At 48.9% G+C, this 17,789-nt stretch carries 20 protein-coding genes; 9 read left to right on the top strand and 11 right to left on the bottom strand.

Annotation, left to right across the window (positions count from 1 at the left end; translation table 11 throughout):
* Nucleotides 1–176, bottom strand: a 176-nt coding sequence (locus ABY802_RS12080; RefSeq protein WP_372627411.1) for an adenylyltransferase/cytidyltransferase family protein, incomplete at its 3' end; no start/stop codon positions are given.
* Between the two features lie 120 nt (nucleotides 177–296).
* Between ABY802_RS12080 and ABY802_RS12085 the strand changes: the two genes are divergently transcribed.
* The 3 genes from ABY802_RS12085 to tdh all read left to right on the top strand — a co-directional run bounded on the left by ABY802_RS12085 (nucleotide 297) and on the right by tdh (nucleotide 3,343).
* Nucleotides 297–962, top strand: a complete 666-nt coding sequence (locus ABY802_RS12085; protein ID WP_372627392.1) for a TetR/AcrR family transcriptional regulator — start codon at nucleotides 297–299, stop codon at nucleotides 960–962.
* Between the two features lie 144 nt (nucleotides 963–1,106).
* Nucleotides 1,107–2,303 (top strand): glycine C-acetyltransferase, encoded by a 1,197-nt coding sequence (locus ABY802_RS12090; RefSeq protein WP_372627393.1) that lies wholly within the window; start codon nucleotides 1,107–1,109, stop codon nucleotides 2,301–2,303.
* A gap of 14 nt (nucleotides 2,304–2,317) precedes the next feature.
* Complete coding sequence (gene tdh, locus ABY802_RS12095; RefSeq protein WP_372627394.1) at nucleotides 2,318–3,343, top strand: L-threonine 3-dehydrogenase; 1,026 nt, start codon at nucleotides 2,318–2,320, stop codon at nucleotides 3,341–3,343.
* Nucleotides 3,344–3,419: 76 nt separating this feature from the next.
* Here the strand turns inward: tdh and ABY802_RS12100 are convergent, their stop codons facing one another.
* From ABY802_RS12100 to ABY802_RS12135, 8 genes are all read right to left on the bottom strand, one after another.
* Nucleotides 3,420–5,993: a S8 family serine peptidase gene (locus ABY802_RS12100; RefSeq protein WP_372627395.1), complete on the bottom strand. Its 2,574-nt coding sequence runs from the start codon at nucleotides 5,991–5,993 to the stop codon at nucleotides 3,420–3,422.
* A 284-nt stretch (nucleotides 5,994–6,277) separates the two neighbouring features.
* Nucleotides 6,278–7,231 carry a tRNA dihydrouridine(16) synthase DusC gene (gene dusC / locus ABY802_RS12105; RefSeq protein WP_372627396.1) on the bottom strand — a complete coding sequence of 318 codons (954 nt, stop codon included), beginning with the start codon at nucleotides 7,229–7,231 and terminating at the stop codon, nucleotides 6,278–6,280.
* Nucleotides 7,232–7,313: 82 nt separating this feature from the next.
* On the bottom strand, nucleotides 7,314–8,108 hold the full coding sequence (gene nagB / locus ABY802_RS12110) for a glucosamine-6-phosphate deaminase (RefSeq protein ID WP_372627397.1): 795 nt from the start codon (nucleotides 8,106–8,108) through the stop codon (nucleotides 7,314–7,316).
* Nucleotides 8,109–8,232: 124 nt separating this feature from the next.
* On the bottom strand, nucleotides 8,233–8,391 hold the full coding sequence (locus tag ABY802_RS12115) for a DUF2256 domain-containing protein (protein WP_372627398.1): 159 nt from the start codon (nucleotides 8,389–8,391) through the stop codon (nucleotides 8,233–8,235).
* Nucleotides 8,392–8,410: 19 nt separating this feature from the next.
* On the bottom strand, nucleotides 8,411–9,286 hold the full coding sequence (locus ABY802_RS12120) for an HDOD domain-containing protein (RefSeq protein ID WP_372627399.1): 876 nt from the start codon (nucleotides 9,284–9,286) through the stop codon (nucleotides 8,411–8,413).
* Between the two features lie 106 nt (nucleotides 9,287–9,392).
* A complete protein-coding gene (locus ABY802_RS12125; protein ID WP_372627400.1) occupies nucleotides 9,393–9,869 on the bottom strand; it encodes a hypothetical protein in 477 nt (158 codons plus the stop codon).
* A 100-nt stretch (nucleotides 9,870–9,969) separates the two neighbouring features.
* Nucleotides 9,970–11,847 (bottom strand): M48 family metallopeptidase, encoded by a 1,878-nt coding sequence (locus ABY802_RS12130; protein ID WP_372627401.1) that lies wholly within the window; start codon nucleotides 11,845–11,847, stop codon nucleotides 9,970–9,972.
* Between the two features lie 6 nt (nucleotides 11,848–11,853).
* Nucleotides 11,854–12,444 (bottom strand): LemA family protein, encoded by a 591-nt coding sequence (locus ABY802_RS12135; RefSeq protein WP_372627402.1) that lies wholly within the window; start codon nucleotides 12,442–12,444, stop codon nucleotides 11,854–11,856.
* A 212-nt stretch (nucleotides 12,445–12,656) separates the two neighbouring features.
* On the opposite strand from ABY802_RS12135, the gene glpE reads away from it, so the two are divergent.
* Nucleotides 12,657–12,983 (top strand): thiosulfate sulfurtransferase GlpE, encoded by a 327-nt coding sequence (gene glpE, locus ABY802_RS12140; protein ID WP_372627403.1) that lies wholly within the window; start codon nucleotides 12,657–12,659, stop codon nucleotides 12,981–12,983.
* On the top strand, nucleotides 12,976–13,794 hold the full coding sequence (gene glpG / locus ABY802_RS12145; RefSeq protein ID WP_372627404.1) for a rhomboid family intramembrane serine protease GlpG: 819 nt from the start codon (nucleotides 12,976–12,978) through the stop codon (nucleotides 13,792–13,794). The genes glpE and glpG overlap by 8 nt, the downstream gene beginning before the upstream one ends.
* An 18-nt stretch (nucleotides 13,795–13,812) precedes the next feature.
* Here glpG and ABY802_RS12150 read toward each other — a convergent pair whose 3' ends face one another.
* Nucleotides 13,813–14,211 (bottom strand): flagellar basal body-associated protein FliL, encoded by a 399-nt coding sequence (locus tag ABY802_RS12150; RefSeq protein ID WP_372627405.1) that lies wholly within the window; start codon nucleotides 14,209–14,211, stop codon nucleotides 13,813–13,815.
* Nucleotides 14,212–14,369: 158 nt separating this feature from the next.
* On the opposite strand from ABY802_RS12150, the gene ABY802_RS12155 reads away from it, so the two are divergent.
* The 3 genes from ABY802_RS12155 to ABY802_RS12165 are packed head-to-tail and all read left to right on the top strand — an operon-like array spanning nucleotide 14,370 to nucleotide 16,236.
* The gene (locus tag ABY802_RS12155; protein WP_372627406.1) at nucleotides 14,370–14,891 is read left to right on the top strand and encodes a chorismate lyase; all 522 of its coding nucleotides are present in this window, start codon (nucleotides 14,370–14,372) and stop codon (nucleotides 14,889–14,891) included.
* Complete coding sequence (ubiA, locus tag ABY802_RS12160) at nucleotides 14,888–15,763, top strand: 4-hydroxybenzoate octaprenyltransferase (protein WP_372627407.1); 876 nt, start codon at nucleotides 14,888–14,890, stop codon at nucleotides 15,761–15,763. The genes ABY802_RS12155 and ubiA overlap by 4 nt, the downstream gene beginning before the upstream one ends.
* A 38-nt stretch (nucleotides 15,764–15,801) precedes the next feature.
* Nucleotides 15,802–16,236: a DUF192 domain-containing protein gene (locus ABY802_RS12165; RefSeq protein WP_372627408.1), complete on the top strand. Its 435-nt coding sequence runs from the start codon at nucleotides 15,802–15,804 to the stop codon at nucleotides 16,234–16,236.
* Nucleotides 16,237–16,254: 18 nt separating this feature from the next.
* Here the strand turns inward: ABY802_RS12165 and ABY802_RS12170 are convergent, their stop codons facing one another.
* Entirely contained in the window at nucleotides 16,255–16,908 is a 654-nt protein-coding gene (locus ABY802_RS12170; RefSeq protein ID WP_372627409.1) for a 2OG-Fe(II) oxygenase, read from the bottom strand.
* 175 nt (nucleotides 16,909–17,083) lie between these two features.
* Here ABY802_RS12170 and ABY802_RS12175 point away from each other — a divergent pair, with 175 nt between their 5' ends.
* Entirely contained in the window at nucleotides 17,084–17,674 is a 591-nt protein-coding gene (locus ABY802_RS12175) for a DUF3833 domain-containing protein (protein WP_372627410.1), read from the top strand.
* The last annotated feature ends 115 nt before the right edge of the window (nucleotides 17,675–17,789 follow it).

Here is a 17,789-nt window from a genome sequence, read left to right on the forward strand (position 1 = left end):
AACGCCTGCTCAGCCAGTTGTACCCGTTCTTCCAGGCTGAACAAGGGCTGTTTACTGGGGTTAGAAGCAACGCCTACCACCACGGAATCAAATAGCCTGGCGGCACGGAGCACTAAGTCACTGTGACCGTTGGTTAACGGGTCGAAGGTGCCGGGGTAAATGGCTTTTACTTTCATATTTAAGATGCTTATGTTGTCGCCACCTGGCACTGGAACAGCGCAAGCGACTAGAGTTTTTAGTCAGTTTGGCGTTACTATAGCAAATTACTATATCAATAAAGAAGCTTAGCTATTCAGATGGAAAAAAAGCTCAGAACTAAAGATAAAATTCTGCAAGCCAGTATTGCGCTGTTTAACGACGTAGGCGAGCGCCAGGTTACCACTAACCATATTGCAGCTCATTTGGGTATCAGCCCCGGTAATCTTTATTACCATTTTCGTAATAAAGAAGACATTGTCCGGCAGATTTTTAAGGAATATGCCAAGCTGTTGGATACCCGGATAAAACCGCCTTCAGCGCAAACCGAAGTGCTGGATGCACTGGCCGAGTATCTGGATGTGGTGTTCGAACTGATGTGGCGCTTTCATTTCTTCTATGCCAATTTGCCTGATATTCTGGCTCGCGACAGCGCATTGCAACAAGATTATGCCCGGGTACAACAAGGCGTGCTGGAGCGGGTTATTTCAATATTAAAGGCCCTGAAAGCGAAAGCGGTAATTGAAATTGCCGATGAGGATATTGCCGATTTCGCCCATAGCATTAAGCTGCTGGTTACCTTTTGGATCAGTTATCTGAAAACGCAGGCACCGGATAGGCCGATTAATCAGGCCAGCGTATATCAAGGGGTGCTTAAAGTGCTGTTGCTGTTTAAGCCTTATGCGACCGCGCAAGCACTACCACGTATTACTAAATTACAGCAACACTATGCCCAGTTGGCCCTGACAGAGCAGACCAGCAACTAGAAACGGGCATTAGTGTAGCTGTTTATTTACAGCTGACAAACTGCAAGTTGCTACACTTAACCACTAAACGCTGCATGGCAGCGTCTTAACCTTTACAATGTGCATCTTTTGCATCGCTCAGACCATCGCCAACCAGGAGGCCGCATGCGCAACAGCGCTTTTCTGCAACACTTACAACACCAGATTGAAGACGTTACCGCTGAAGGGTTATTTAAAGCTGAACGGATTATTTCCTCGCAACAGCAGGCAGATGTAACGGTAGGCGGTTCGCAGGTGCTGAATTTCTGTGCCAACAATTACCTGGGGTTAGCCAACCATCCGGATTTAATTGCTGCGGCTAAGCAGGGGCTCGATAGCCATGGCTTTGGGGTGGCGTCAGTGCGTTTTATTTGTGGCACCCAGGATATTCATAAAACGCTGGAAGCCAAAATCAGCGAGTTTTTGGGCACCGAAGATACTATTTTGTACTCGTCTTGCTTTGATGCCAATGCCGGTTTATTCGAAACGATTTTAAGTGCAGAGGATGCAATCATTTCCGATGCGTTAAACCATGCTTCTATTATCGACGGCGTGCGGTTATGCAAAGCAAAACGCTACCGCTACGCCAATAACGATATGGCTGATCTGGAAGCTCAGTTAAAGCAAGCTGACGCTGATGGTGCCCGCTTTAAACTGATTGCCACCGACGGCGTGTTTTCTATGGACGGTATTATTGCCAATTTAAAAGTGGTGTGTGATTTAGCCGATAAATACAACGCCATGGTGATGGTAGACGACAGTCATGCTGTGGGTTTTGTCGGTAAAAACGGTCGCGGTACCCATGAATACTGCGATGTGTTAGACCGGGTCGATATTATTACCGGTACGCTGGGCAAAGCGCTAGGCGGTGCTTCGGGTGGGTATACCTCAGGTAAAAAAGAAGTGATTGCCTGGCTGCGGCAGCGCTCACGGCCGTATCTGTTCTCCAATTCTTTGGCGCCTTCTATTGTTACTGCGTCTATAAAAGTATTAGAGATGCTGGCCTCGGGTGATGCGCTGCGCACGAAATTGTGGGATAACGCAAATTATTTCCGTCAGCAAATGAGTGCAGCCGGTTTTACCCTGGCCGGTAAAGACCATGCCATTATTCCGGTAATGCTGGGAGATGCCAAAGTCGCAGCAGAAATGTCGAAACGTATGCTGGCCGAGGGAATTTATGTAGTGGGCTTTTCCTTTCCGGTAGTGCCAAAAGGTCAGGCCCGAATTCGCACTCAAATTTCAGCAGCACACAGTAAAGCACAACTGGATAAGGCTATTGCTGCCTTTATCCGCATTGGTAAAGATATGGGCGTGATCGCATAAGGGCGGGGCGTAAAATGAAAGCATTAGCAAAGTTAAAAGCAGAACCGGGTATTTGGCAAACTGAGGTGGATAAACCCGAAGTTGGCCCGAATGACGTATTAATTAAAATTAAAAAAACCGCAATATGCGGTACCGACGTCCACATCTATAAATGGGATGAGTGGGCCCAGAATACCATTCCAAATGGCATGGTGGTTGGCCATGAGTATGTGGGTGTTATTGAAGGGATGGGCTCGGAGGTTCGTGGTTTTAAGATCGGTGATCGGGTATCCGGTGAAGGTCATATCACCTGCGGCCATTGCCGTAATTGCCGTGCGGGTAGGGTGCACTTATGTCGCAATACCACTGGTGTGGGTGTTAACCGCCCGGGCTCTTTTGCTGAATATCTGGTGATCCCGGCATTTAATGCCTTTAAGTTAGCGGATAATATTCCGGATAACATTGCTGCTATTTTTGATCCGTTTGGTAATGCAGTGCATACCGCGTTATCGTTCGATTTAGTGGGCGAGGATGTATTAATTACCGGCGCCGGGCCTATAGGTATTATGGCCGCCGCCGTGGCGCGCCATGTGGGTGCCCGCCACGTGGTGATTACCGACGTTAATCAATACCGGCTCGATTTAGCACTTAAAATGGGTGCCAGCCGGGCAGTTGACGTTAGTAAGCAAAACTTAAAAGACGTGATGAAAGAACTGGGTATGACCGAAGGCTTTGACGTCGGGCTGGAAATGTCTGGTGTGCCATCGGCTTTTCGCGGCATGCTCGATACCATGAATCATGGCGGTAAGATTGCCATGCTGGGTATCCCGCCCTCTGACATGGCCGTAGACTGGAATAAAGTTATCTTCAAAGGACTGATAATTAAAGGTATTTATGGCCGGGAAATGTTCGAAACCTGGTACAAAATGGCCAGTTTGATTCAGTCAGGGCTGGATCTGACCCCTATGGTGACCCATGAAATGCCAATGGAGCGGTTTCAGGAAGGCTTTGATATTATGTGTTCTGGCCAGTCAGGTAAAGTGGTACTGAATTGGTCTTAGCGCAATAAAAAAACGGCTACAAAGCAAATAAAAAAGGCGACCCTTAGGTTCGCCTTTTTTCATATTACGTTATGCCTTAGCGGGCAATATTAATAACCGGCGAAGTCCAGGTTTCCCAGTGTGCAGGGTTACTTTCGTCGCCCAGCGCTTTAAGTACTCTTAGTTGCAGTACGTAATCGCCATTGGGCACCACTTTCGTTTTACCTTTGCCACCGTTGCTGTGAATACGCGTGCCATCCCAGCTGAACGTAAAGAAGCCCCCTGCTGAACTGTTGCGGGGCAAATAATCAAACACGTTGGTTTTGTGGAATACCGGGTGAACCGGCTGCATAGAGTCAGCATGTAATATGTTCATCTCCATGAAGCGGGCGTGGTGTTCGAAATGGATCAGGAACCACGGTAAGTCAGTGCCCTGCATGCTGTAACTGCAACCGGTTGGGCAGTTAAAGTACGAACCTCCATCAAGTTGCGCCAGCCAGGGGAAGCCATTAGCTGTTGGGGTTAATACCTGAATGCCCTGATAGTCACCGACAAAGCCCGCGAACGGTACGCGATATATTTGTCCTGCATCTTCAGGTGTAAACACGATATAACCGCCATATTGGCCATTAACGGGTCCGGCGGCCGGGGTAATCGTTGCATCAACTGTTGCGCTGCTACCTGGCGCAACCATCAGCATATCACTGCTAAAGGCCACCGTGGCACCGCCCAGGAAGAAGCTGGGCGTAATAACGCCACCCGTTGAAAGCGCATTTACATGGGATAACTGATAGGTCACTGCGGTATCGCTATCGTTTCGCACAGTAAGACGCTGGGTAAACGGGCCTGCTTCGCCTTCGCCGGTGGCAATTTTACCCGGAGTGATATAGGTCGTAGCGGTGATGCTGTCATCGATATCAACCATACCTGCGCCCTGGCGGTGAACGTTATCAAGGAAACCTAAACCGGGACTACCACCCCAGTTTTTCGGATCAGCACTATTTTGTAAGATCGACCGTATCGCCATTGTTGGCGTGCCAGGTTTCGCTTGCAGTAACAGAGCCGCTGCACCTGCAACATGAGGCGAAGACATTGAGGTACCACCTAAGGTAGCAAAACCACCGCTTTCCAGTGGATAGGTCGAATAAATTACTCCGCCTGGGGCACCAATGTCAGGCTTTAATGCTAAATCAGGTGACAAACCATAAGAGCTAAAGCTTGAAATCAGACCTCCTGTTGGCAAAGGAGTTTGTATGCTGCGATCTGTCCAGGTTATGGTGGGTGAAGCCTCGGCCCGGATATACAAGCCATCAGTTCCTGAAATGCTAACCACAGGTACAGAACCATCGCCAATCTGCCCCCCTAAGGTACCGCTGAAGCCGCCAGCAGTACTGTTATGAATAATAACGCTGGTAGCGCCTGCATTAATGGCATTGGTGGCTTTTTCTGCAAAAGTACAGGCGCCACGTTCCGCCAGGGCGGCTTTGCCCGCCGGACTGACTAATAATGGATCAATGTTACAGGCCCGACCAACAAATACTAAGTCTTCAGAGCCTGCAGTGGGTACCGGGCCACTAAAGGTCATGCTGTTGTAGGCAATATCCTGGCCATTCACTTCAAATAGCGCTGAAGTAGCGGCCGCGTTGTCAAACGAGGCAACGCCGATAACGTGCTCCCCTAAGCCGGGCGCACCCGCAGAATACAGGCCACTGCCACCGCTGTTACCGATAGACGCCACTACGACCACGCCCTTCTCTACCAGCCGGTCAGCTGCCTGAGCGGTGGGGTACTGCGGCCACTGAAATGCTGAACCAATACTCATATTCAGTACCTGCATGCCATCAGCATAGGCGCGCTCCATTGCCGCAATCATGATATCTGCAGTGGTGCTGCCGTTACAACCAAATACCCGGTACGCACCAAAGGTCACATCTGGTGCAACGCCTTTAATGGCGCCGTTGGCACCGACAATACCGGCAACATGAGTACCATGGCCGCCGCAATCATCCGGGTTATTGTCTGGCATTACATTCGGGTTATAGCTTGGGCTGCTTGAGTCTGCGTTAAACGCATCGCCAACAAAATCATAGCCATAGGCTATGCGTGCGGTAGGAAAAGGCGTAGAGCCATTACTGCCGTTGCCACCAAAGTCCGGATGGTCAATATCAATACCCGTATCCATTACTGCTACCTTGATACCCGTACCGGTAAAGCCGAGCGAGTTCTGCGCAATATCGGCGCCTGTCATGCCAATGGCAGTTGCCATATCTGCAGCAGCGCCGCCGCTGTTCACTTCAGGATTGGGCGACTGGATCAATTCCACTGGATAAATGGCTTTAACGCCGGGTACCTGCATTAACTTGGCTCGATTGGCTGCATTTATCTCAACTGAGAAGCCATTAAATAAAGTGTCGAAGCTGCGGCGTTCATTAAAAATTATGCCGGCATCCTTCGCTGCCTGTCGAAATTGATTTTGCGCTGCATTAATATTGCGTTTTGAATTACCATCGGCAACGGTGTTACCTGTCAGTTCAACAAACCACAAGTTACCACCCTCTGCAGCATTTGCCGGTAGCTGTTGTTGCGCTAACGCAGACTGGATGCTCAGCGCTAGCACGCAAGCTGAAGTTAAGTGGATCCCTGCTGTTATAATATTTTTCTTTGACCGCATTTGTTAAGACTCCTTTTCTTATTTTACATCGCCTTAACAGTACTCCGCTTTCCTGTCCGGCGAGCGTTTTGCTGGACGTGCATAACTGCCAGCTCGCACAATTGTGCATAATTTGCGCCGGATTAATAAAAGTGAGTGATTATCGAGCTGTTGGCTGGCGGCGGTTAACTAAACACAGATGACTGTAAAAAAAGCTGACAATAATGACTTGTTTTAATACCGCTTTCCTCATGTCGAAAAGTGAATTTTTTGTAAATTTTGGGGTGGTGTTGGGTTTTCAGACGCTAGGCTGATGTCTTCTGTTGCTGTAGGGTGTAAGTGAGTAAAGTCAGAATATCAGTACTTTTGGTCAGCAGTCGTAACTGTTTAAACAAGCAGGCTGCTTGCGGGTACTGCAGTTTTAAATAACTGAACCACTGTTTAACCCGGTTAGCATAGTATTTGCCTTTATCGCCGGTTATTTCAAATTCAGAGTAATGCATAAGCAGTTGCAGCACTTGCGGCCAGGGCATAACAGCCTGTTGCTGCTTAATGGTTTGCGCCAGGTTGGGCATGGCGAGTGCACCCCGACCCAGCATAATATCCTGGCAATGGCTCTGCTGCTGACATAGGGCAGCATCCGCGGCAGACCATATTTCGCCATTGGCAATTAGTGGTATATCAACATGCTGCTTTATTTTGGCAATCCAGGGCCAGTAAGCCGGCGGCCGATAGCCATCGCTTTTAGTGCGGGCATGCACAGCCAGACTGCTGGCACCGGCAGCGCAAATAGCCTCGGCGTTCGCCAGAGTCAGGCTGGTATCATCATAACCAAGTCGAATTTTAGCGCTGACCGGATATTCTACGGGCACGGCGTCACGAACTGCTTTAACGATCTGATATAACTGCTCTGTTTGTTTGAGCAGTACCGCTCCGCCACGGCTTTTATTAACGGCCTTGGCCGGACAGCCAAAGTTTAAATCGACTCCGGGTGATCCCAGCTCAACGGCCCTTACTGCATTCTCGGCTAACCAGTGAGGTTCTTGCCCCAGTAATTGCACCCGCACGGGTGTGCCGGCGAGTGTTTTGCCGCCTTGCTGCAATTCGGGGCAAATACGATGAAATACCCGTGCGGGTAGGCGTTGGTCAACTATCCGGATAAATTCGGTGACACATAAGTCATAGCCACCAATTTGGGTTAGCATCTCCCGCATCAGGTGATCTACCACACCTTCCATTGGCGCTAACACAATTTGCATATACCTTACCTACTTCAAGCTGGCGCGCAAACGAGCGCATAATTCAGGGCGCTATTGTAGCCGTAACCAAAGCTATTGGGTATTACTGCTGCCTTAAACGGTTATGCAAAGCCTGATTTTCCCGCTCTATATGCCGGTAGAAATCAATATCAGTCAACTCAGATGCTGCCGCTTCATCCAGCACAATGATCGCCTGCTGATGCAATTGCAAAGCAGAAGCCGGGCATGCTGCGGTAAGCGGACCCTCTACCATGGCTTTTACTGCGCCAGCTTTACTCACGCCGGTAGCCAGCAACACCACTTTTTTGGCATCGAGGATAGTACCTATTCCCATTGTGATGGACAGGTGCGGTTGATACTCACCGGCGCTAAAAAAACGGCTGTTGTCAGCGATGGTAGCGGGTGTAAGCGTTTTAATTCGGGTGCGGGAATAAAGCCCGGATGAGGGTTCGTTAAAGCCAATATGGCCATTGCGGCCCACACCAAGCAGCTGCAAGTCGATGCCACCGGCGTCGGCAATTTGCTGCTCGTACCGGGCGCAGGCTGCGACCGGATCTACTGCTGCACCATCAGGTACTGCAGTATTCTCTGGCGAAATATCAATATGATTAAATAAATGTTGCTGCATAAAGTAGCGGTAGCTTTGTGGATGCTCACCAGCCAAACCAAGATACTCGTCCAGATTGAACGTTTTTGCGCTAGCAAATGACACTCGCTGCTGTTGACAGGCCGCGATAAGCAATTGATAGAGAGCTAAGGGAGTCGAACCCGTGGCTAAGCCGAGTACCGAATCCGGTTTCGCGGCTAGCTGATCAATAAAAAGTGCTGCACCATATTCTGCAACACAGTTTGAGCTGGATAAAATGACAATTTGCATCTGGACCGCCCTGTTAAAAGCAATGTGCAACGTTGCGCGGTAACTTATGAGTTAAAGGTAACAGACAGCGCCTTAAGTGACAAAGCTGTCATGTTGCCTTGGCAGGGGATTCTATAGTAGGCACTCAGGGGTGAGACGCTGAACCGTCTGACTTTGAACGGCGGCAACGTTCTGAGCAATAAACAACGTGCTCCCAGTCCCGTTGCCATTTTTTACGCCAGTTAAACGGGCGCTGACAACTCGGGCAAATTTTTTGGGGTAAAAAAGGCTTGCGATGAACCACAGCTAAAGCTCTGATTAGTTTAGTTGAGGCTATATACGGTTTGAATATCCTGCTGGTGCAATAATTCGGCAAAATCTGGCAGAGTCAGGCTGTCAAGCTCCAGCACGTCTAAAATAGCACCGCTGTAATTTTGCCACTCAGGATCAACATTAATGTTATACAGCAATCGGCTTTCGCCGCTGAAAAACTCCGCCAGCTTCAGCAAGGCAAATAATTGCTGTTCATAGTCATTGTCTGACTGCAGAATAATCGCCGGGCTATGATGGTAGGCAATAACATTACACAATTCCGGCGTTAAACCCCAGGACTGAGCAATCAGATAGCCCAGCACTTCATGGCATGTCTGAAAATGTTGCTCTTCAATTTCGCTATGCCCCCGACCTGCTTGCAACCCTTGTTGCATCAAGGTGGCATAAAGCGGAGCTTGTCCGCTAATCAGCGCAATCCCGGCGTTATGAAATAAGCCAAGACTATAGCAATCGTCCTGAGCCGCCTGGCTAAGATTAAACTGTTTCGCCAACGCCATAGCAATAGTGCCAGTGTGTAAGGCACTGCTCCACAAACGTTGACTAAACGGGTCTTGTCGGCCTTCAGCCAGAGTAAAACGCAATAAAATACTACGAACCAGAGCGATAACCCGGCTCATGCCAAGGTATTTACAGGCATGTTCAATAGAGGTAATTTTCTGACGTAAGCCAAAAAAAGCAGAATTCACCACTTTCAATGTGAAACCGGCAATTCCCACATCCAGATTAATTAAGGCAGCTATCCGGCTGATACTGGGGTCATTTTTCGCCAGCTGCTGCTGAATATGCTGCAAAATCTCAGGTCTTGGTGGAATAGTGAAACCGTTTAAAGCCCGCTCAATTAAGGCCATATCAAGGGCTGTAGTCATTACGGTCACTCCGTCTGCTGGCCTGTTAATTTACCGATATTCGATATAGTAAAAGAATAAAGTGAAAAAGCAATCTGTGATAACGGGGTTAACTTAGCTGTTTACCCTACGAATCCAGATAGGGCCGACCTACCATCAACTGCTGGGCTAATAATAACTCGCTTTGTTTATCTTTTAGCTGCAAATCATTGAACTGAACATCAAACTGGATAAGATCTTCATCGGGCAGGCTGAGCGCGACTAATTTGTCCGGTACCTGGTTAACCTGGCGGTAGGCATTAATGGCAACTTGCGCTGCCTGCTCCATCAGTGTTAAAAACTGACCCAGCGGATAGTGTTGAAAAATGTCAGCGTCCAAATGGGCCCATCCCAGCAAATCGCCGCTGATACTGCCGTCGGCATGATCGGTAAACAGCATAGAGACAGCTGGGCAAGCCGGGTTTTCGCCAGCAGTAAACTGATTAACATCCGCTTCATTAAACAACAACACGAAGCCAAAGCCAGGACAACCTTCGGCATCCATATCGTCGAACGAGGCATCGTATAACAGGAATAAGCGATTATCTGACAGATTATCGGACACACAGCCTCCGGACTTAAACAAGAACCGGCTATTTTACCTTAGCTGGCCGTTTCGCTAAACCCCTAATACACATTTTTCTGAAAAGGTTTAATCGAGCAGCTTAATTTACCACTGCATCAGGTTGCCAGGGCATTTCCAGCAATAACGCCAGGGCGAGCAATAACGCTTGCTCATTATCCGTTTCCAGATTATCTGCTGCAACCGCGGCCAGAATAGCCTGCCAGATCTGCTGCTTGAGTAACGGGGCTGCACTGAGCAAGTCGTTAAGCTGACCGGTTAAGGCAGCTAACGGGCTGTCAGGCCTTGGCGTATCATCTGCAAGCCCCAGGGTGGTTAAACCGGCCAGCCAGGCCTGTTTGCTCGCCACAGGATCGCCGGCGGCATTCGCTACTGCACCAAGCAATGCTACAACCGGGCCTTGCAAAGCAAGCATATCCGTTTTCCTGGTGCTTCTAAGCTGTGGTTTCGGTTGAAAGTGGCTGGCTACCGTATGCTCAATAAACTGAGTCACTATCCACTGTGGTAATGACACCTGCTGATCGGCAACGATAAGCGCCTGAATAAGTTGCTCAAACTGGACAAACTGCTCTTGGCTAAGCTGTTTTAATGCCGGTATGGTACGCTGTAATAATTGCACTTGTAACGGCAGGCGCAACTCCTGTACTGCATCAATAACCTGGTCAACGTTTTGCAATAGTTCCAGTGAGCCATGCTCTTTTATCAGGTTTAATTGTGCGGCCTCAACAGCGGAGTTCTGCAGCAACAAAGCACAAACAATCGCTTGAGCCTGCAGGGGCTGCCGGCTATTTTGCACTAATAATAAAGGCAGAGCAGCAATAGCCTGCAGCATTTTATGATTATCGGGTGCAGCATTCTCTGAGCGGGCGCTGTTGGTTGCAGACGGGGGGCTTTGCTCAACCGCCGGGTCTACCTGATTTATCGGACTGGGAAACTTGCCATTCCAATGCGGTTCCAGGCGTTTTATCCGCTTTGCCAGCGGCGGGTGTGTTGCAAAAATGCTGGCCCAACGAGAGATCGCCTCACCAAAAAATAAATGACTATTTTCATCGGCATTACTATTACCGATACGAGTACCGGCACTGTGTGCGCCAATCCGCTTTAATGCACCGGCAATTCCTCTGGGGTTGCGGCTGAATTGCACTGCTGAGGCATCGGCCAGATATTCGCGTTGCCTGCTCACTGCCGCTTTAATCAGGTTGCCAAAAAAAGAGCCTAAATAGCCAATAACCACCAGCCCAAGGGCAATTGCCAGCAAGCCGCCAGCATTTTTATTTTTATTGCTGCCGCTACTACGGCCAATACGCCCTCTGGAAGTGCTGCCAGAGCGCAGCATAAAGTAGCCGATATGCCCTAAAAACAAAATGCCATTTAAAATGGCAATCATCCGGATATTCATCCGCATATCACCATTTAAAATGTGGCTGAACTCGTGCGCCATCACCCCTTGCAACTCGTCCCGGTTTAACTGCTCAACACAGCCACGGGTTACCCCGATTACGGCATCACCCGGACTATAACCTGCAGCAAAAGCGTTAATCCCTTGCTCGGGCAATAAGTAAACAGGTGGTACCGGCACATTAGCGGCAATGGCCATTTCTTCAACCACATTTAGCAGACGCCGTTCCAGCGGATCATCGCTGGCGGCATCAATCCGGTTGCCACCGAGGCTGGTCGCAATCACTTTACCGCCGCCCTTTAGCTGCTGCCATTTTAACAGCACCGCGATGCCGACGGCGATAATGACGCTGATACTGGTGATAAACACCATATGCCATGGCAGATTATGACTCAGGGGTTGCTGATTTTTTACTTGCTGCAAGTCAACCAGGCCAAGACCTACCAACACCAGGGCATTAGTTAACAGCAGCAGTAACACCACAGCAAGGGTAAATAGCGATATCAGGATCCGAGTGTTCCGTCTTGCTAAATCTTGCTGACTGAAAAAATTAGTGGCCATGTGTTATCAGAAACTGATTTTCGGTGCAGCCTGAATTAACTGACTGTCTTCAAACTCCAGTAAGGTCGCATCGTTAGCGTGGCCGAAGGTGGCAGCAACCAACACCGGCGGAAAGCTTTGTTTGTAAGTATTGTATTCGGTCACCGCATCGTTAAATGCCTGACGGGCAAAAGCGACCCGGTTTTCGGTGCTGGTCAGCTCTTCAGATAACTGCATCATATTCTGATTGGCTTTTAAGTCAGGGTAAGCTTCCATCACCATATTCAGCCGCCCCATCGCACTTTGCAAAGCACCCTCTGCACCGGCAAGCTGACTAATAGCTCCAGCGTCACCGGGATTATTGGCGGCAACTTTTAATCCTGCCATAGCGGCGTTGCGCGCACTTATCACGGCTTCCAGCGTTTCACGCTCATGAGACATATAGGCTTTAGCCGTTTCAACCAGGTTGGGGATTAAATCGTAGCGGCGCTTTAATTGCACTTCGATTTGGGCAAAAGCGTTTTGAAAACGATTTTTTAGTTTAACCAGTTGATTAAAAATACTGATGACATAGAAAATAATGACTGCAAGAATGACAAGTATAATAAGTAAATTCATGGTGAAACCCCGGCACGATATTTTGATGCCAACATTGTTAACAATAGTTTAATTGAATGTCCAGCCTTTCTCGTTCAGTAACGGCTAAAACAGCTATGATTGAGAGACTACTATAGGTTGCTACCGATGCTAAAGCGACACGGGCTGCTATTTGCCGAGCAGTGCGTTATGATAATGCGACAATTTTATTACCACTTTGCCCGGGAGCAGTAATGACCGACTTTCACCATATTTCCGTTGCAGATACCGCGGCCATGCTTCTTGAGCAGGAAGTGATCATTGCCGATATTCGCGATGATCAAAGCTTTGCCAATGGCCATATTGCCGGTGCCTATCATTTGAATAACGGCAGTCTGAGCCAGTTTATGCAGCAGGTTGAATTTGACCAGCCGGTCATTGTCGTTTGCTACCACGGTAACTCGAGTCAGGGCGCTGCTCAGTATCTGGCTCAGCAAGGCTTTGAAAAGGTATACAGTATGGACGGCGGTTTCAGCCAATGGCAGCAATCACAGCCCTTTGAGCGCAGTAACGATGCATAAACTGGCTGAAATTAATAATCTGTCAGCGGCGTTGTTGTTTACAGACTATTGCCAGAGTAAAGGGCTACATGTTGTCGCGCAACCGGTAAGCAATGGCCCCACACAGTTGTATTGCGACGAGAGTTGCAAAGAGCAGGTAACTGATTTACTAAAAGAGTTTATTACCGAGCCAGATCATCCTCGCTACCAGGCAGCAGCATGGCAGCGTAGCAAGCCTGTTGCTAAAACTGGCCAGCGCCGCATTGTGGTGCCATGGCAAAAGGTGCTAAGCCGCCCCATCACGGTGCTGATATTAGGGGGCTGTTTACTGGTTTACGCCTGGCTGCAGCTTGATTTTAGAGGCGCGACCAGCAGTTTGCAACTGACTGCGCCACAGCAGCTCTGGCGTTGGTTTACCCCGGCACTTTTACATTTTTCCGCCACACATCTGGTGTTTAATCTACTGTGGTGGCTACTGCTCGGTTCCGCTCTGGAGCGCCAGTTCGGCAGTATCCGGCTCCTTAATTTTACGGTACTCACTGCGGTCATCTCCAATGCCGCACAGTTTTTTCTGGTCGGGACTAATTTCGGAGGCTTGTCGGGTGTAGTGTATGCACTTTTTGGCTTTTGCTGGCTGAGTCAGAAGCTTTATCCCCGGCCGCGGCCGCTGATCAGCGACGCCCTGGCCATGTTTATGGTGGTTTGGCTATTACTGGGCTTTGCTGATGTGTTATGGATTAGCATGGCAAACTGGGCTCATCTGGCAGGAATGCTGGCGGGGTTAATCCTGGCGTTATTGATTAAACCGCCACGCCATGTTGCAACCAGTTGATTTGCTACCGGTGTCTGTTTACTGATACAAATATTTAGTAAAGAGTAGGTCTTTGATGATGGTGTCACCGGTTTCTTTTTTCAGTACTTCCTGCAGTCGGGTCAGAATCGATGTCCGGATTTCTTCCCTTCCGGTCAGGGATTTTACTTTATCCTCAGTTTGCTTGCTCAGAATGCCAATAATGGTGTCCAGAATAAGCGGTTCATGATGTTCAATGGCACTGAGAAAGCGTTTGTCGGACACCATTAATTCAACAGTCACTCTGACATAACCCAGACTGCGCCGGTTTCCTGCAACATAATTAGTGACAATATCCGGGTCAAAGCCATAATAAACAAATTCGGCTTCCTGCTGTTTGGCACTCGCTGCTGATGGCAGCATAAGTAATGCAGAAAGTACAAAAACGAGAAATTTCATGTTGCCCTACCTTGGGTTGTCTCAGGGAGTTCTTTGTTAACCTTAGTGTTTTACCGCATGCTTTGCCAGTGTAATTATCCTGTTGCTACCGTTTTCAGCTGAAAAGGCGGGCCGAACTTGTTATCATTTGGCAATACTATTGCAATTAGAGTATTTCAGTGACTAAGCCCGCTATTTCATTAGCTTCTGACTGGCAATTGGCCAGTGCTGTCACATTACCACCTGTGCTTGAAGCCTGGTTGCTGGAGCCCGCCTCCCTTACTGCACGGCTGAAAAGTCGCGCCCGTCATTTTAAGTTGCAAGTACTGCAGCAGCAAGAATATGCCTTACCCGAATTTATCACGCCGTTGTTACCCGGTATAGCACACGCCCAATGCCGGGAAGTATTAATGTCGTGTAATCAGCTGCCATGTATCTATGCACAAAGCTGGCTGCCACTAGCAACTTTAGCAGCGTTGCAACCGCTGGCCCAACTTGGCGACCAGCCGCTTGGAGAAGTTATTTTTCAGCAGCAACACGTCAGCCGCAGCGAGATAGAGGTCGCCAGGGTGCAGTTATCGCATCCTTTGACAGCAGCTGTTGCATCAGGTGAGTACTGGGCCCGGCGTTCTGTTTTTTGCCTCGCGGGTCAGCCGCTGCTGGTCGCTGAAGTGTTTCTTGATGGTGTCTTAACATTATGAAATGGCAGCTTAGCTGGCAGCGCTGGTCAGAATATCGACTGTTAATGCGCCTGGATAAACCGATAGGCATTTATTTATTGCTGTGGCCCACCTGGTGGGCGCTCTGGCTTGCCAGCGGCGGATTCCCGGCTATCAGTATGTTACTTGTCTTCAGCGTGGGTGTTGTACTGATGCGCTCCGCTGGCTGCGTGATCAATGATTATGCCGATCGCCATGTTGATGGACTGGTAGCTCGCACCGCAGCCCGCCCACTGGCCCGCGGCAGCGTTAACGCCACAGAAGCATTGCAGTTATTTGTGGTGCTCGTTGCACTAAGTGCCAGCTTATTGCTGTGGTTAAACTGGCAGACTATGTTGCTGTCGTTGGTGGCGTTATTGCTGGCAGCTATTTATCCGTTTATGAAACGCTACACCCACTTACCACAAGTCGTGCTGGGAGCTGCTTTCAGCTGGGGTATGCCAATGGCATTTATGGCTATTCAGCTGCAATTGCCAGTGCTGGTTTGGTGTCTTTACCTGGCAAATTTATGCTGGACAGTGGCTTACGATACTTATTACGCCATGGTGGATAAGCCGGACGATGTAAAAGCCGGAATCAAATCAACCGCTATTCTGTTTGGTAACCACGTGCTGACTGTGATTGTGATGTTGCAGCTTTCAACCTTGCTGTTACTGGGTTATGTTGGTGTTCTGGCGCAGTTAAGCCTGGTGTACTACCTGGCATTGGTATGTAGCGCCCTGGCTTTCCTGTACCAACTCAGGTTAGCTGTGCAAAGCCGTGCCGGATGCTTTCAGGCATTTTTAAATAATCATTATGTTGGATTGCTGGTGTTCAGTGGTATTGCACTGCATTATTACAGCAATGGTGGTTAACCGTGCGTTTACGCTATAACTTTTTACAGGTATGTAGGATGAAAAATCCCATTTTTGTTGTTTTATTATTGCTATTCGCGGTTAATGCCTGTGCCGAACCAGAGCCGATGCAACGCCTGAGTTTTCCAATAGCCACTATTCAGATTGCTGATATCCAACGTCAGGTACAGCTGGCGGATACGCCTGAACTTCGCGCATTGGGTCTTATGTTTCAGAAAAGTGCTGAACCGGGCATGCTGTTACTGTACCCTGAACCGAGCATGATCAGTTTATGGATGCGCAATACCGATTTAACCCTGGATGTGGCGTTTATTGACCCTCAATGGCAAATTATAGCGATAAAACCGCTTCATCCGCTTGATGAGACACCGGTATCTACCCCGGCCGCAGCGCTGGCTGCCCTGGAAATGCCACGAGGCTGGTTTGCAAAAAACAATATTGAGGTCGGGTACACGCTGAAGATCATTCACTAAACCACTGAACCGTGTCGGCTAACGGCTCGGATCAATGACGCCATTAATACTATTATTGTGACGGAACCAGCCGGCAATACTGTAGCGCTCATCAATCGCCGGCAGTACCTCATGAGCAAACCGCTCACTCTCAAATAGCACCAGAGTACCTGCCTGTGGCGTAATACGGGTTAGTATGGCGTCATCTGGCCCATACAGGACTAACTCACCGCCAACTGCAATATTATTTAAGTAGCTTACGGTCGTTAGTACCCGATTAGAGCGGCCGCTGAAGGCATCAAAATGCTTTTGATAAAAGTCACCGTGCTGATAGCGGGAAAAATGGCATTCAAAGTCAAATAACCCCAAAAAGTACTGTCGGTTTAATTGCAACTGTAATTGGCGCATTAAACCCAAGTAATCTTGCTGAGCCTTGCTGTTGGCGTCAAACCAATGCGTTTTATCACGACGGATCTGCCGGTTTAAAACAAAATCGTTTGCTCGTCCGACACCGGCTGGCGTTAGATTGGCATCAAAACGCGCTTCGTCCAGCAATAATGCATTCAGGCTATCGGGCAAAAACGTTGGCATGACAACCCAGCCATGCTGGTAAAAGTGATCCAGAATTGCTTCATCATTGATAACGTTAACAGGCTGGTCTCTCTTATCATCTGACACCATCAGATCTGGCATAGTAAACTCCCCGTGGCACAGTGGTGCGTTGTAAGGGGTTGCTGGTCGCCTGTCTAACAAAAAAATCTTGTCTTCAGGATAAGTAATTCAGCTTAGCAAGATAACCACCATACTGAGCTAAAGCAAAGCTAACCGCGTAACGTCTGCTAAAGTTGAATAAAACAAGGAGATCACGATGCAAAAGTTTTTCTGGCACAAAGCCGTGCTTGCTGCAAGCCTGTCAATACTGACGGGGTGCAGCCAGTCTATTTCTGATTACAAACAACTAACCCCGGAGCTGGCACTTGACCAGTTTTTTCTGGGTTCTGGCCGGGCTTACGGCGTAATGCATAATTGGCGGGGGCAGCAGAGCGTGCGTTTTGTCGCTGATCTCTGTGGCGAGTGGCAGCAGGGGCAGGGCGATTTGTATGAAGTTTTCTACTTTAGCGATGGTCGGGTAGAGCAGCGGCATTGGCAGTTAAACCAAAGTGCCGAGGGCGAGATAACGGGCACTGCAGGTGATGTGGTGGGGCAAGCGACCGGCCAATTGGCCGGCAATAGTTTGTATTGGCAGTATGTGCTACGCCTACCCTACGATGGCGATACACTGGATGTCACCGTGAAAGACTGGCTGCATCTGGTTGATGAAAAAAACCTGATAAACCGGACCACATTGCACAAGTTTGGCTTTAAAGTCGCCGAACTTACGTTGTCGATCCAGCAACTTGATGCCAAAGCCGATTGCTCAGCTTTAAAACAGCAAGTTGCCGAGATCGCAGCAAACTAAGTTACTTGGTTGGTAACTTTTCAAAAATTAGAGCAACGGTGCGGGCAGCAGCTTCGCGCGGTTGCTCCAGGTCATTCTGCTTTAACGTCCCCTCAGCAATGCCTTCCCAAATTAA

Source organism: Arsukibacterium sp. (assembly GCF_041616895.1).
Classification (GTDB): domain Bacteria; phylum Pseudomonadota; class Gammaproteobacteria; order Enterobacterales; family Alteromonadaceae; genus Alishewanella.

Coding starts and splice junctions, on each gene's coding strand:
- ABY802_RS12085 (WP_372627392.1), top strand. CDS start 297: ATGGAAAAAAAGCTCAGAACTAAAGATAAAATTCTGCAAGCCAGTATT.
- ABY802_RS12090 (WP_372627393.1), top strand. CDS start 1,107: ATGCGCAACAGCGCTTTTCTGCAACACTTACAACACCAGATTGAAGAC.
- tdh (WP_372627394.1), top strand. CDS start 2,318: ATGAAAGCATTAGCAAAGTTAAAAGCAGAACCGGGTATTTGGCAAACT.
- ABY802_RS12100 (WP_372627395.1), bottom strand. CDS start 5,993: ATGCGGTCAAAGAAAAATATTATAACAGCAGGGATCCACTTAACTTCA.
- dusC (WP_372627396.1), bottom strand. CDS start 7,231: ATGCAAATTGTGTTAGCGCCAATGGAAGGTGTGGTAGATCACCTGATG.
- nagB (WP_372627397.1), bottom strand. CDS start 8,108: ATGCAAATTGTCATTTTATCCAGCTCAAACTGTGTTGCAGAATATGGT.
- ABY802_RS12120 (WP_372627399.1), bottom strand. CDS start 9,286: ATGACTACAGCCCTTGATATGGCCTTAATTGAGCGGGCTTTAAACGGT.
- ABY802_RS12130 (WP_372627401.1), bottom strand. CDS start 11,847: ATGGCCACTAATTTTTTCAGTCAGCAAGATTTAGCAAGACGGAACACT.
- ABY802_RS12135 (WP_372627402.1), bottom strand. CDS start 12,444: ATGAATTTACTTATTATACTTGTCATTCTTGCAGTCATTATTTTCTAT.
- glpE (WP_372627403.1), top strand. CDS start 12,657: ATGACCGACTTTCACCATATTTCCGTTGCAGATACCGCGGCCATGCTT.
- glpG (WP_372627404.1), top strand. CDS start 12,976: ATGCATAAACTGGCTGAAATTAATAATCTGTCAGCGGCGTTGTTGTTT.
- ABY802_RS12150 (WP_372627405.1), bottom strand. CDS start 14,211: ATGAAATTTCTCGTTTTTGTACTTTCTGCATTACTTATGCTGCCATCA.
- ubiA (WP_372627407.1), top strand. CDS start 14,888: ATGAAATGGCAGCTTAGCTGGCAGCGCTGGTCAGAATATCGACTGTTA.
- ABY802_RS12165 (WP_372627408.1), top strand. CDS start 15,802: ATGAAAAATCCCATTTTTGTTGTTTTATTATTGCTATTCGCGGTTAAT.
- ABY802_RS12170 (WP_372627409.1), bottom strand. CDS start 16,908: ATGCCAGATCTGATGGTGTCAGATGATAAGAGAGACCAGCCTGTTAAC.
- ABY802_RS12175 (WP_372627410.1), top strand. CDS start 17,084: ATGCAAAAGTTTTTCTGGCACAAAGCCGTGCTTGCTGCAAGCCTGTCA.